The organism is Flavobacterium sp. DG2-3 (assembly GCF_030730925.1).
Taxonomy (GTDB): domain Bacteria; phylum Bacteroidota; class Bacteroidia; order Flavobacteriales; family Flavobacteriaceae; genus Flavobacterium.
In genome coordinates this window covers 32762-45873 of record NZ_JAVAMB010000017.1, presented here as the reverse complement: position 1 = coordinate 45873, position 13112 = coordinate 32762, and the positions used below count along the sequence as shown (strand labels likewise).

The 13112-nt window shown below is 34.7% G+C and carries 12 protein-coding genes; 3 read left to right on the top strand and 9 right to left on the bottom strand.

All coding sequences use genetic code 11. From position 1 onward, the window contains the following. Positions 1-85: 85 nt before the first annotated feature. The gene (truA, locus tag Q9Q97_RS18910) at positions 86-832 is read right to left on the bottom strand and encodes a tRNA pseudouridine(38-40) synthase TruA (RefSeq protein WP_306159955.1); all 747 of its coding nucleotides are present in this window, start codon (positions 830-832) and stop codon (positions 86-88) included. A 433-nt stretch (positions 833-1265) separates the two neighbouring features. Here truA and Q9Q97_RS18905 point away from each other — a divergent pair, with 433 nt between their 5' ends. Then, positions 1266-1760: a metallophosphoesterase gene (locus Q9Q97_RS18905; RefSeq protein ID WP_306159953.1), complete on the top strand. Its 495-nt coding sequence runs from the start codon at positions 1266-1268 to the stop codon at positions 1758-1760. Here Q9Q97_RS18905 and Q9Q97_RS18900 read toward each other — a convergent pair whose 3' ends face one another. The 3 genes from Q9Q97_RS18900 to Q9Q97_RS18890 all read right to left on the bottom strand — a co-directional run bounded on the left by Q9Q97_RS18900 (position 1761) and on the right by Q9Q97_RS18890 (position 3905). Then, positions 1761-2675 carry a sensor histidine kinase gene (locus tag Q9Q97_RS18900; protein ID WP_306159951.1) on the bottom strand — a complete coding sequence of 305 codons (915 nt, stop codon included), beginning with the start codon at positions 2673-2675 and terminating at the stop codon, positions 1761-1763. It lies immediately after the preceding gene. A gap of 11 nt (positions 2676-2686) precedes the next feature. After that, a complete protein-coding gene (locus Q9Q97_RS18895) occupies positions 2687-3346 on the bottom strand; it encodes a response regulator transcription factor (protein WP_306159949.1) in 660 nt (219 codons plus the stop codon). Between the two features lie 148 nt (positions 3347-3494). Then, entirely contained in the window at positions 3495-3905 is a 411-nt protein-coding gene (locus tag Q9Q97_RS18890; RefSeq protein WP_306159947.1) for a DUF4293 domain-containing protein, read from the bottom strand. A gap of 181 nt (positions 3906-4086) precedes the next feature. Here Q9Q97_RS18890 and rho point away from each other — a divergent pair, with 181 nt between their 5' ends. After that, positions 4087-5931: a transcription termination factor Rho gene (rho, locus tag Q9Q97_RS18885; RefSeq protein WP_306159945.1), complete on the top strand. Its 1845-nt coding sequence runs from the start codon at positions 4087-4089 to the stop codon at positions 5929-5931. 185 nt (positions 5932-6116) lie between these two features. Here the strand turns inward: rho and Q9Q97_RS18880 are convergent, their stop codons facing one another. From Q9Q97_RS18880 to Q9Q97_RS18865, 4 genes are all read right to left on the bottom strand, one after another. Further along, the gene (locus Q9Q97_RS18880; protein WP_306159943.1) at positions 6117-7133 is read right to left on the bottom strand and encodes a M28 family peptidase; all 1017 of its coding nucleotides are present in this window, start codon (positions 7131-7133) and stop codon (positions 6117-6119) included. An 8-nt stretch (positions 7134-7141) separates the two neighbouring features. Beyond that, complete coding sequence (locus Q9Q97_RS18875) at positions 7142-8143, bottom strand: DUF3667 domain-containing protein (RefSeq protein ID WP_306159941.1); 1002 nt, start codon at positions 8141-8143, stop codon at positions 7142-7144. A 37-nt stretch (positions 8144-8180) separates the two neighbouring features. Next, positions 8181-8954 carry a dienelactone hydrolase family protein gene (locus tag Q9Q97_RS18870; RefSeq protein WP_306159939.1) on the bottom strand — a complete coding sequence of 258 codons (774 nt, stop codon included), beginning with the start codon at positions 8952-8954 and terminating at the stop codon, positions 8181-8183. 108 nt (positions 8955-9062) lie between these two features. Continuing rightward, a complete protein-coding gene (locus Q9Q97_RS18865; RefSeq protein ID WP_057116602.1) occupies positions 9063-9515 on the bottom strand; it encodes an Lrp/AsnC family transcriptional regulator in 453 nt (150 codons plus the stop codon). 224 nt (positions 9516-9739) lie between these two features. Between Q9Q97_RS18865 and rocD the strand changes: the two genes are divergently transcribed. Next, entirely contained in the window at positions 9740-10993 is a 1254-nt protein-coding gene (gene rocD / locus Q9Q97_RS18860) for an ornithine--oxo-acid transaminase (protein ID WP_306159936.1), read from the top strand. A 139-nt stretch (positions 10994-11132) separates the two neighbouring features. On the opposite strand, the gene Q9Q97_RS18855 is transcribed toward rocD, so the two are convergent. Beyond that, positions 11133-12785: an arylsulfatase gene (locus Q9Q97_RS18855; protein ID WP_306159934.1), complete on the bottom strand. Its 1653-nt coding sequence runs from the start codon at positions 12783-12785 to the stop codon at positions 11133-11135. Positions 12786-13112: the final 327 nt, after the last annotated feature.

Genomic DNA, 13112 nt, shown 5'->3' with positions numbered 1-13112 from the left:
GTTTTTGTACTGTTTTGCTAAGAGCTTCCGTTGGTCGCTTTATCAAAACACAAAAACTATATTTTTTTCAAAAAAGCTTTTCACTTCAATCAGGGCTATTTATGTAATCATACACTATTTTGGTTAAATATAAACCATGTGCAGGAACCGAAAATCCTGCTTTTTCTCTGCTTTTGCTGGCAATGATATTTTCAAAATCTATTAAAGAAATTTTCTTTAAACCGATATTGATCAAAGTGCCAACAATCGCGCGAACCATATTCCTTAAAAAACGATTTGCTGAAATGGTAAAAACCAGTTTTCCATTTTCTTGTTTCCAGTATGCCTCAAAAATCGTGCAATCAAATGTATTGACATCAGTATGAACTTTCGAAAAACATTCGAAATCAGTATGTTTTAATAAGAGCTGAGCCGCTTCATTCATTAATTCAACATCCAATTTCTGCGTGACATACCAGCTCAATTCCTGTAAAAACGGATTTTTAACGGTATTGATATGATATTCATACGTTCGCTTTGTCGCATCAAATCGGCAATGCGCATCATCGTGAACGAGTATAATGTCAAAAATCGCAATATCTTTTGGTAAATACGAATTCAGTTTATGAATTAAAACCGGAATATCTAAGGTTTTTTCTGTATCAAAATGCCCGTACATTTCGCTTGCATGAACACCACTGTCAGTTCTTCCAGCACCCATAATGCTGATAGTTTCATTTAGTAAAACCGAAAAAGCCTTATTTAAAGTTTCCTGAACTGAAGAAGCGTTTGGCTGTATTTGCCAGCCATGATAATGGGTTCCGTTATAAGCGAATTGAATAAAATATCTCATTTTAAGGGACAGAGGTTCTGAGAGGCAAAGGTACAAAGGTTTTTTTTAAGATGCTAAGATTCTGAGATGCTAAGGTTCTAAGGTTTTTCTTTTAGGTGGCAAAGGTTCAAAGTGACAAAGTAACAAAGGTTTTTTTGTGTTTTGGATTGTAGAGTCGCACCGCAGTGCGTCTCACGCTAGATTGGTTTTGCCACAAAGTCGCGAAGGCACAAAGTTTTTTATTTTTCATTGTAGAGGCACACTGCAGTGTGTCTAACGCTCAGAATGGTTTTGCCACAAAGGCGCAAAGACAAAAAAATATTTACATTAATCGTTTTCCAATCCAAATGTTAGACGCACTGCGGTGCGTCTCTACAAAAAAACTTTGCGACTACGTGCCTTCGTGGCAGAAAAAACTTAGAATCTTAGTATCTTAGCAACTTAGAACCTTAGAATGAAAAAAATCCTACTGCTTTCCGATACTCACAGTCATATCGACGATACCATTTTAAAATATGTTGCTCAGGCAGATGAAGTCTGGCATGCTGGAGATATCGGAGATTTGACGGTAACCGATACCATTAAAAAACTAAAGCCTCTCAGAGCGGTTTACGGAAATATCGATGACGCAAAAGCGAGATTAGAATTTCCGTTAAACAATCGTTTTTCATGTGAAAATGTTTCTGTTTGGATTACGCATATTGGAGGTTATCCAGGAAAATACAATCAAAATGTTAGGGAAGAATTGGCTCTGAATCCGCCTAAATTATTTATTTGCGGACATTCGCATATTTTGAAAGTCATGTTTGATAAAAAGAACAATTTATTGCACATGAACCCAGGTGCGGCGGGAAAAAGCGGTTTTCATAAGGTAAGAACCATGCTTCGCTTTGTAATTGATGACGATAAAATCAAAGATTTAGAAATTGTTGAAATAGGAGTGAAGTAATTAGTGTGGCAGCGGAATCTGGATTTTTATTTTAGTTCCCAGATTTTCTTTGGAAACGATAGATAAAGTTCCTTTATATTTTTTAATTCGGGCTCTAATTCTGTTTAAGCCGAAACCTTCTGCATCGTTTAATTTTTGGGTTTTAAAACCAATTCCGTCATCATGAATGAGCAGGATTAACTGATTTTCTTTTTCGGTCAAAGAAAGTTTTGCCTTTTTTGCATTGCTATGTTTGGTAATGTTGCTGAACAATTCGCTGACAATAAAATAGATCTTCATTTCGAATTTTTCAATATATCTTCTACTAGTTGGAATAGCACTTGAAAACGCAAATTCGATTGCCGAATTGGAGTTCTTTTCGCATAAATCTTCTAACGCATAAATTAATCCAAAACGAACCAAAAGTGACGGAACAAGATCGTGTGACATGTCTCGTAAAAGTTCATGTGCTTCAGACAGAATGGTTTTTGCTTTCTGTATTTCGTTTGATTTTATATCGTGCTGCGCTGTAAAAGTATTTAAATGTAATCCCGCAGAAGATAAGAGCGAATTGATATTGTCATGCAGAAAAGAAGCAATTTTTTTACGCTCTATCTCTTGAGAATCAATGCTAGAATTGATAATGTTGAGAAGGATTTTTTGTTTCGTATCCTTTCTTTTTATTTTTTGTTTTAGTTTATTGTTTTGGTATAAAAAGTAAAATAAAAGAAAAATGATAACGATAAGTATTATAGATAAGCTAACGACTTTTTTATTTCGAAGCTGTTCTGTTTTGCTAATGTGATTTGGTTTGCTTACACTGCTTATCTCTGTCTGTGCCGCCCTTGCGTTTATTCTATCATTTGGCTGTGCAATGCTGGTGCTTTTAACGGCAAAAAGCAATAGCAAAGAGATAAGAAAATTGAAACGAAACATTAGAGGGATTTTTAAGGATTAATCAAATTGTTTTTGAGCGCATATTTTACCAAACCTATTGTGCTTTTAATATTCAGTTTCTTCATAATGTTTTTGCGATGCGTTTCAACAGTATGAGCGCTGATAAAGAGTTTTTCGCTGATTTCCTTTCCGCTGTATTCTAAGGCAATCAAAATAATGATTTCAAGCTCTCGCGGACTCAAAAGCGGATTCTCTATAATGGCATTAGGGTTAAGTTTCGGATTGTCTTTGAAGGTGTTGAAGATTTTTTGTCTTACGGCATCGCTAAAGTATTCCTGACCTTGATAAACAGCTTCGACAGCTTCAATAATGTTTTCGCCAGCACAATTTTTGGTCAAATAGCCTTTTGCGCCTAATTTCATTACCTCTTTAATGATTTTGAGATCATCGTAGCTGGATAAAATAATGACATTGCAAGGCAGTTGTTTTTCGTTAAATTCCTTAAGGGTTTCAATGCCGTCTTTTTTAGGCATGCTGATGTCTAGAATCAAAACATCGGCTTTGTCATTTACAACATCGTCATAAACAGTAGTTCCGTCTAATGAAGTTCCTGCCACCTCAAAGTTTGACACGGTTTGCAGTAGGTTTGAAAGACCATCAATGAGTACCTGATGGTCATCTGCAAGATGAATCCTTATTTTTGGTGTCATGATTGTTTGAATTTGAAAATGCAAATTTATGACGTAAACAGATTTTTATTATGCTCTTTAGGTTTGATTTATAATACAATAGGGCATAAAAAAAACCCGAATATAGATTCGGGTTTTTCTTCGCACAAAATAAACTAAGTTTATAGGTTTACCTCAAACGATCAACAGATTTTACAAGATCTTCGTCCTTTTTGATGGCCTTATTAGCTAAAACTAATAACACGATAGCAACAATCGGCATGAACATCCCAATACCTTTCTCAGAGACTTCTGCCTCTCCAGATAAATTTAGTGATCGATATACAAATAATCCTAATAAAATTAAATTTAATATTATATTCAGTCTGTTTAGCACAAACTGATTTTGTCTCTTTTTAAATGAAATTATACTGATAATACTAAGCATAGTTGTTAAACCTAATATAAAAGCATAAAGCTGATCCTGCATAAAAAAGAATGGCTTTCCTGCACTAGTTGTCCAAAGCGGAACAAAAAGCATTAAAATGCCAGTTGCAGCAAAAGCTAGAAATAAATATACAGTTTGAATTCTTTGTATCATGGCCTAAAAATGTTTTACAAAAATATATTTTCTTTTTTTAAAATACTATTGTATGATAAAATTTTATTCGTATTATTGCATCATAATACCGTAAGCACTTCATACTGCGGTCAATTCAAATTAATTATCTACCTATTCTTTTTACAGTATTCCTTAAAATAATTAAATTCATAGAACATTCATGTTTGATATTTCTGCATTAAAAGAAATGAAGCTTGCTGAGCTTCAAGAAATAGCTAAGTTAGCTAAAACAATAAAGATTACTGGTGTCAAAAAAGAGACTTTAATTAGTCAGATTTTAGCACACCAAGAAGCATCTAATGCACCAGCTGAAGCTCCTCAAACAACAGCAGTTTCTGAAGCCAAAGAAGAAAAACCGAAACGCGCTAGAATCGCGCCAGCAAAACCAAAAGCAGCAAATACCAAAAATACTCCTGTTTTAGAATTTGATAAAGTAGAGGAAACTGTTCAAAATAACGATACTGCTGAAACAGTTCAGCCAATTGCAGAAACGGCAACTGAAGCAGTACAGGAAAATAAAACAGCTGCAAAAAAAGAGCCTAAAGTTGTAAAATTTAACAAACAGGCATACGAAAAGAAAGTAGCGCTGAAAAAGGAGAAAGAAATTGTAAAAGAAGTGGTTGCTAATGAAGAAGTTGCAGAAGCAGCTCCGTCAGAATCAATAGTTTCTGAGCCAACAGCCGAAACAGCTGAAAAAACTCCACAAATTGCTCCTGCAAAAAAGATCAATCCGAATCAGAATAAAAATTCGAGCCAGAACCAAAATCAAAACCCGAATCAGAACCAAAATCAGAGTGGGAATGGCAATGGAAACGGAAATCATAACAATCAAAACCCTAACCACAAGAATAAAAAGAACAATAATAACTTCAGAGATTCAGATTTTGAATTTGACGGAATTATTGAAAGTGAAGGCGTTTTAGAAATGATGCCAGACGGTTACGGATTTTTACGTTCATCAGATTATAATTATTTAGCTTCTCCAGATGATATTTATTTATCAACTTCACAAATCAGATTATTTGGTCTAAAAACCGGAGATACTGTAAAAGGAGTGGTTCGTCCTCCTAAAGAAGGTGAGAAGTTTTTTCCATTGGTTCGTGTGTTAAAAATTAACGGACACGATCCGCAAGTCGTTCGTGACAGAGTTTCTTTCGAACACTTGACACCAGTTTTCCCTTCAGAAAAATTTAAACTAGCCGAAAAAGGCAGTTCTATTTCAACAAGAATTATAGATTTGTTTTCACCAATAGGTAAAGGTCAGCGTGGTATGATCGTTGCACAGCCTAAAACGGGTAAAACAATGTTACTTAAAGATATTGCAAATGCAATTGCTGCCAATCATCCTGAAGTTTATTTGATTGTTCTTCTTATTGACGAGCGTCCAGAGGAGGTTACAGATATGCAAAGAAGTGTTCGCGGTGAAGTTATCGCTTCAACTTTCGACAGAGAGCCGCAAGAACACGTAAAAATTGCCAACATTGTATTAGAAAAAGCAAAACGTTTGGTAGAATGCGGTCACGATGTAGTGATTTTATTAGATTCTATTACTCGTTTAGCAAGAGCTTACAACACCGTTCAGCCAGCATCTGGAAAAGTATTAAGTGGAGGTGTTGATGCGAATGCATTACAAAAACCAAAACGTTTCTTTGGAGCGGCTAGAAATGTAGAAAACGGCGGATCTTTAAGTATCATCGCAACTGCATTAACAGAAACAGGTTCTAAAATGGACGAAGTGATCTTCGAAGAATTTAAAGGAACGGGTAACATGGAATTACAATTAGACCGTAAGATAGCCAATAAACGTATTTTCCCAGCAATCGATCTTACATCTTCTAGTACACGTCGCGACGACCTATTATTAGACGAAAAGACATTGCAAAGAATGTGGATTATGCGTAAATATTTATCAGATATGAACCCAGTAGAATCTATGGACTTCGTAAACGACCGTTTCAAGAAAACGAAGAATAATGAAGAGTTTTTGATTTCGATGAATGATTAATTGAAAGGTTCTAAGATGCTAAGCTTCTGAGCTTCTAAGTTTTTTTAAAGCTGCTAAGAATGTAAGCTTCAAAGTTTATAAAATTAAAAACATAAAAAATGGATGAGATTTATCTCATCCATTTTTTTTTAATCACTAAGAGAAAACTTAGAACCTTAGCAGCTCAGAAGCTTAGCCCCTTAGAATTATTTCTTATCAACCACCGGTCTCTCTGCTCTATTAGCCAAATCCCAAGCTAGTACAAAAGCAAGTTTCGTTCTTTTTGTTAAAGCATCGTATTCAATTTTTTCTGGAGTATCGTCTTTTCCGTGGTAATCTTCGTGAACTCCGTTAAAGAAGAAAACAGATGGAATACCGTGTTTTGCAAAGTTATAGTGGTCAGAACGCTCGTAGAAATGGTTTGGATCTTTCGGATCATTAAATTTAAAATCTAAGTCCATTTTAATGTATTTGTCATTTTGAGAAACGACAGCATTGTGCAAGTCAGAAGATAATCTGTCTGCACCAATAACATACACATAATTGTTTGTGTTTGAATGCTCCACATCGCGACGTCCGATCATGTCAATATTGATATCTGCAATTGTATTTGCGATTGGAAACAATGGATTTTCAGAATAAAAACGCGATCCGTGTAAACCGTGCTCTTCACCAGTTACATGAAGAAACAAGATAGAACGTTTTGGTCCGTGTCCTTGTTTTTTCGCTTTAGCAAAAGCTTTAGCCATTTCCATAACGGCTACAGTTCCAGAGCCATCATCGTCAGCTCCGTTGTAAACTTCGCCATCTTTAATACCTACGTGATCGTAGTGCGCAGAAATTACTAAAACTTCATTTGGTTTTTCTGTACCTTCAATATATGCCCAGATGTTTTCTGAATCTGGAAGGTTCTGATTGCGTTTTGCATTCATAAATGTTGCAGGAACAGGCTGGTAGTAATTTGATGCTCCTTTTGGAAAAGACACGCCACTTTTTTTGTATTGCTCAATCATGTAAAGACCCGCTTTTTTCTGTCCTTGAGAACCTGTTTCGCGGCCTTCCATTTCATCAGAAGCGATAGTATAAAGCATTTTCTTTAAGTCTTTTTCGCTGATAGCTTTAACATATTTCGTTGGATCCGAATTGTCTTTAGATGCTGTTGACTGCGCGGTTTTACAAGAATACGCAGAAACAACTAGTAATAAAAGGAGTAATTTTTTCATTCCTATAGTTAGTGTAAATTAATAAATGTGTAAAGAACGTATAAAGTGAGTAAAAATAGGATAAATAGTGAGTTTATTATAAAAAGCAATACACTTTTAACAAATGACACTATTCTCGATTCGCCATAAAAACGATGATGTGCAGGATAAAAATAATAACACATCCAGATGGTTCCTGCAAAATTGGTAATGGCAGAGATATATAACAACGGACTATCTTTTCCAAAAAGCCCAATACCTCTGTCAATTATAAACATAATGAGAAATATCAAAAGCAGAAACGAAAAATAATGAAGCGTAAAAATGCCGTGATCAAAATAATACCATTTTTTCTTGCTATGAAACAGCCATAAAAAGAATGCGAAAAACGGCATAATTATAAATAGGATTTTGGGTAGATTATGAAAGAACGATTCTATGAATTTTATAATGATTTCTTTTTTGGTATATTTTTCAGTCACATGAACGGCTTTTTCATAGAACCAATACGAGGTTGCATTTAATTTTTCGCTTTCCTTTCCATATTTCTGAATTGAATCGATTTCTTTCATTGGTTTCAATTGAAAATAGGACTTGTCCACTACTTTCGATTTTAAATATGATTTTTCTTTCCAGCTCTCCTTTTCTTTTGCAGTTTCTTTTTCAAAACTGGTTGTAATTTCCTTCTCATTTTTTGTTAGCTCATCCGTTAGATTATTTGGAAATAAAGCAATTAAAAGAAAAGTAATAAAACTGATAAAGATATAAAGACGAACAGGAGCCAGATAAGACAAACGCTTTCCTGAAAGATATTCTTTAGTTAGTGTTGAAGGCTTAAAAAGTAGATTTTTGATGGTTTTCCAAAATGCGTTTTCATAGTGCGTTAAATCTTCAAAAAAGTGTACAAATAAATGATGAAAAGTCTTTCTCGAATCGCTGTTTTCCTGCCCGCAATTAGGACAGAATTTTTGTTCAACAACGTGCCTGCAATTCAGACAGGTTTTATCTTCTCTAATTTTACTGTGTGACATTGGTTTATTTTGGTTTGTTTTCTAGGTAGTTTTTGGTTTATTTTTTCAGAACTTCATTTAAAAAGAGCTGTAAATGATCAAACGATCTTTTTGCTGCAACAGGATTGTAGGCCGCACCTTTAGAATTATCATTTCCAGCTTCAGGATTTGTAAAAGAGTGTACAGAGTTTGCATAATAAATCATTTGCCAATCAGCTTTAGCGTCGCGCATTTCTTGTTGGAATGAAGCAATTTCGTCTTTAGAAACAAACGGATCATCAGCGCCATGACAGATTAAAACTTTTGTATTAATGGTTTCTGTTTTTCTGCTGGCATCTTTTCCTAAACCGCCATGAAATGAAGCGATACCTTTAAGTTTTAAATCGCCTCTAGCAGCTTCTAAAACTCCAGTTCCGCCAAAACAATAGCCAATAGCAACAATGTTATCGGCATTGGCTCCTAGTTTTATAAGTTCATGCAAAGCAATATCAATTCTTTTTTGATAAGCTTCATAATTTTGTTTGTAGTAACCAGCTTGTTTTCCCGCTTCTCCAGTATTTTTAGGATAGTTTCCTTCGCCATAAATGTCTGCGATAAAAACGTGATAACCTAGCTTAGATAATTCTTCAGCGATTCCTTTTGAGGCATTGTCAATTCCGAGCCAAGCTGGCAAAAGCAAGATCCCAGGATTATTGGCACTTTTTTTAGCAGATTTTATAAATAAGCCATTCAACTGCTGACTTCCTTCGGTATATTTTACTGGTTTTAATTGCGCATTCATAAGATTGGAAAATAAGATTGCACTGAATAAAATGATTATGCTATTTTTCATGATTTCTTCAATTTTTAACAAATATCAGAAATATTATGTTACAAAAAAACCTCACAACTAAATTCTTGTGAGGTTTGTAACGAATATTTAAAAGACTGTTTTTCTTCTTTATAACGATATATTTCGCTTAAAGGCGCAGCCCAGTTCTACAATAGAATCGGTTTTGGCAATGCCTGGAATTCCGTCGATTTTTTCGTAAAGAATGCGGCGCATGTGTTCGTGATTTTTGGCAATGATTTTGATGTAAAGCGTAAACGAACCCGTTACATAATAGCATTCTGTGATTTCTGGAATCTCTTTTAGCGCTTCAATAATACGATCAGAATCCGAATCTTTGTTCAAAGTAATTCCTGTGAAAGAAGCCCAATCGTAGCCTATTTTTTTTTCTTGAATAATCGGTTTGATTCCGCCAATTACACCTTGTTCAATCATTCTGTTAATACGCTGATGCACCATCGTATTTGATATTTTTAAATTAGCAGCTATGGCAGAAAAAGCCATTCTTCCGTCTTTTTCTAATTCTTTAATAATGCTAATATCAAATTCGTCTAATAATTCCATGCAGTAAAAAATCGTTTTAAAAATTACGTTTTGTGATTCATAAAAGTAATTATTTTTTTTAATAAACATTCATAAAAGTATATTTCTGTTAAAGGGAATTTATCTTTTTTATGGTTAAAAAATATATGTTTTGACTTGTAATTTGTTATTTATAAGTCAAAATTTAATTCTAATGCCTTTTTTTAATTTAATTTTGATATTTTTGTAGAAATAAAAAGCATATTATGATAAGTACAGAAAAAACACTTTCGTCAAAATCTGAAGTTTTGATTGAAAAAGAAAACAAATATGGAGCTCATAATTATCATCCGCTTCCTGTCGTTTTAGAACGCGGAGAAGGCGTATATGTTTGGGATGTTGACGGAAAGAAATATTACGATTTTTTATCTGCTTATTCTGCAGTTAATCAAGGGCATTGCCATCCAAAAATTGTGAATGCAATGGTGGAACAAGCTCAAAAACTGACTTTGACTTCGCGTGCTTTTTACAATGATAAATTAGGAAACTACGAAGAATACGTAACGAAATATTTTGGTTTCGATAAAGTACTGCCAATGAATACAGGAGCAGAGGCGGTTGAAACAGCTTTAAAGATTTCTAGAAAATGGGCTTATGAAGTAAAAGGAATTCCAGAAAATCAAGCGCAGATTATTGTGTGTGAGAATAATTTTCACGGAAGAACGACAACCATCATTTCATTTTCTAATGATGAAACGGCTCGTAAAAACTTCGGACCTTTTACAGACGGATTTATTAAAATTGAATATGATAATCTGGAAGCGCTAGAAAACGCTTTAAATTCATCTAAAAATATTGCTGGATTTTTGGTTGAGCCAATTCAAGGTGAAGCAGGAGTTTATGTTCCTTCTGAAGGTTATTTAGCGAAAGCGAAAGCACTTTGCGAAAAGCATAATGTATTGTTTATTGCAGATGAAGTTCAGACCGGAATTGCAAGAACAGGAAAATTGTTAGCTGTTCATCACGAAAATGTGCAACCAGATGTTTTAATTTTAGGAAAAGCAATTTCTGGTGGGGTTTACCCAGTTTCTGCAGTTTTATGTAATAACGAAATCATGAATGTTATTAAGCCAGGACAACACGGTTCTACTTTTGGAGGAAATCCTGTTGCGGCGGCTGTTGCGATTGCTGCTTTAGAAGTAGTAAAAGACGAAAAACTGGCTGAAAATGCGGAACGTTTAGGAATTATTTTAAGAAAAGGATTAAACGAAATTGCCGAAAGAAATAACTTGATCACTCTAGTTCGTGGTAAAGGTTTATTAAATGCAATTGTAATCAATAGTGGAGAAGACTCGGATTTAGCGTGGGAAATCTGCTTAAAATTTAGAGACAACGGATTATTGGCAAAACCAACGCACGGAAACAAAATTAGATTCGCGCCGCCTTTGGTAATGACCGAAGCGCAAATTCACGAATGTTTGGAGATTATCAAAAAATCTTTGAATGAATTTAAAAACTAAGAAGTTCTCTTTTGAGATTTAAAATAGAAAAAGCAGCAAATTCAATTGCTGCTTTTTTTGTAGACACCATTTTTTTTAAAAGCGGTTACTTATTCGGTAACCGCTTTTTCATAATTGCTAAAAATATCAAAAAAAGCAATTATTTTTTTGCAGCAGCTCCAGGAATTAATTCTCCTTTTTGCTTGAATTTGCTGTATTCAACAACTCCTGTTTTATCTGCCCAGTCAAAATATTTAGCGGAAAGATCGTTTACAATCCCTGCATTTTGAGCTGCGACGTTTGTTGTTTCGCCTCGGTCTGCTTCAAGATCGTAAAGTTCCCATTGGTAAGAAGGGTAAATAGAAACCAATTTCCATTTTCCTTCCCTTACAGCTCTGTTTCCGGCTCTTTCCCAGAATATAGGTGCACCTCGATTTACTTCAGAAGCATTGTCAAATAAAACTGGCAATAAACTTTTTCCTGCTAACGGATTAGAATTTACACCGTTAAGTGTTTTTGGATATTCAATTCCAGCCAATTCGTAAAAAGTAGGAGCAAGGTCAATAATATGTCCCGTTCCTTTATCGATTCTTCCTGCTTTAATTTTTGAAGGGTACCAAGCGATAAACGGAGAACTGAATCCGCCTTCGTGCATATTGTTTTTATAATCCTGTAACGGAGTATTGGATAAATAAGCCCAGTTTTGTTCCTGATAATCAAAAGATCCAGAAGAACCAATTGGCCCGTCGTTGCGAACTAAACCTCTTTTTAACGGATTGTAAGTATTAAATCCGCCTTGAGCGCCATTGTCGGCAATGAAAACAATCAACGTGTTTTTGTCTTTTTTCAACGCTTTTAGTTTGTCTAAAACTTTACCCACGTTTTGATCCATGTTGTCGACCATTGCGGCGTAAACTTCCATTTTAGCTTTCCAGAATTGTTTTTCGTCATACGTTAATTTGTCCCATTCTGGAACTTCTGGATCGCGTGGAGCGATAGTTTGGTTAGGAAGCAGAATCCCGTTTTCTCTTAATTTTTTAATTCTTTTTTCTCTTAAAACATCCCAGCCTTCATCAAACTTGCCTCTGTATTTGGCAATGTCAACTTGTTTGGCTTGCAATGGCCAGTGTGGCGCCGTAAAAGCCAAATACAAGAAGAAAGGCTTGTTTTCTTTGTTTTGTTCGTCTAAGAAAGTAACCGCATTGTTTCCAATTTCATCTGTAAAATAGTACGAATCATCTTTTGGATGCAATTCTTCGTTATTACGAATCATTTTTACAGGATAAGCCGTTTTTCCGAACGGAAGCGGTTTAGTATCAAAATAATTTGCAGCACCTTTTAAAATTCCGTAAAACTTATCAAAACCTCTCTGATTCGGCCATTGCGCTTGATCTTCAGAACCAACGTGCCATTTTCCAGACATTAAAGTGCTGTAACCTCCAGAACGGAAAACTTCTCCAAGAGTTAGCGATTCTTTGTTTAAATACCCTTGATAAGCAGGTAAACCTAAATTCACATCAAAATAACCCACACCCGCTTTGTGCTGATATTGTCCCGTTAATAAAGAAGCTCTTGTTGGCGCACAAATCGAGTTGTTGTAAAATTCACGAAGACGTGTTCCTTCCTTTGCCAAGCGATCTAGATTTGGGGTTTTAATTTCAGAACCGTAGTTTCCTAAATCTGAATAGCCCATATCATCAACCATAATTAAAATTACGTTTGGTTTTGAAGATGCGTTTTGGGCATCGATTTCAGCAGCACCTATTATTCCCGTCAGCAAGACTGAGAATAAAATGTTTATTTTTTTATTCATCTTATTTTATAATTTACTGTTTGTATATTTTTAATTCGTTAAAATATTTTTGAAACACATAGAGACATAGATTTTTTTGCTTTTGAAAAGAATACAAAAGAGAAATTCATTTCTCCACACATAGTCTATGTTTATTCAAACAAGTGAAACGCCTTTACGCAGCATTATAAACTATGTTTCTATGTGTTTAAATTTGCTCTCGCAGATTTAGCAGATTTTACAGATTTTTTAATCCATTTAATCTTCAATCTATGTGTATTCAAACAAGTGAAACGCCTTTATGCAGCATTATAAACTATGTTTCTATGTGTTTAAATTTGCTCTCGC

Excerpts from the sequence above, each read along its gene's own strand:
- Q9Q97_RS18875 (WP_306159941.1), bottom strand. The coding sequence starts at position 8,143 with ATGTCACACAGTAAAATTAGAGAAGATAAAACCTGTCTGAATTGCAGG.
- Q9Q97_RS18870 (WP_306159939.1), bottom strand. The coding sequence starts at position 8,954 with ATGAAAAATAGCATAATCATTTTATTCAGTGCAATCTTATTTTCCAAT.
- Q9Q97_RS18890 (WP_306159947.1), bottom strand. The coding sequence starts at position 3,905 with ATGATACAAAGAATTCAAACTGTATATTTATTTCTAGCTTTTGCTGCA.
- Q9Q97_RS18895 (WP_306159949.1), bottom strand. The coding sequence starts at position 3,346 with ATGACACCAAAAATAAGGATTCATCTTGCAGATGACCATCAGGTACTC.
- rocD (WP_306159936.1), top strand. The coding sequence starts at position 9,740 with ATGATAAGTACAGAAAAAACACTTTCGTCAAAATCTGAAGTTTTGATT.
- truA (WP_306159955.1), bottom strand. The coding sequence starts at position 832 with ATGAGATATTTTATTCAATTCGCTTATAACGGAACCCATTATCATGGC.
- Q9Q97_RS18880 (WP_306159943.1), bottom strand. The coding sequence starts at position 7,133 with ATGAAAAAATTACTCCTTTTATTACTAGTTGTTTCTGCGTATTCTTGT.
- Q9Q97_RS18865 (WP_057116602.1), bottom strand. The coding sequence starts at position 9,515 with ATGGAATTATTAGACGAATTTGATATTAGCATTATTAAAGAATTAGAA.
- Q9Q97_RS18905 (WP_306159953.1), top strand. The coding sequence starts at position 1,266 with ATGAAAAAAATCCTACTGCTTTCCGATACTCACAGTCATATCGACGAT.
- Q9Q97_RS18900 (WP_306159951.1), bottom strand. The coding sequence starts at position 2,675 with ATGTTTCGTTTCAATTTTCTTATCTCTTTGCTATTGCTTTTTGCCGTT.
- rho (WP_306159945.1), top strand. The coding sequence starts at position 4,087 with ATGTTTGATATTTCTGCATTAAAAGAAATGAAGCTTGCTGAGCTTCAA.
- Q9Q97_RS18855 (WP_306159934.1), bottom strand. The coding sequence starts at position 12,785 with ATGAATAAAAAAATAAACATTTTATTCTCAGTCTTGCTGACGGGAATA.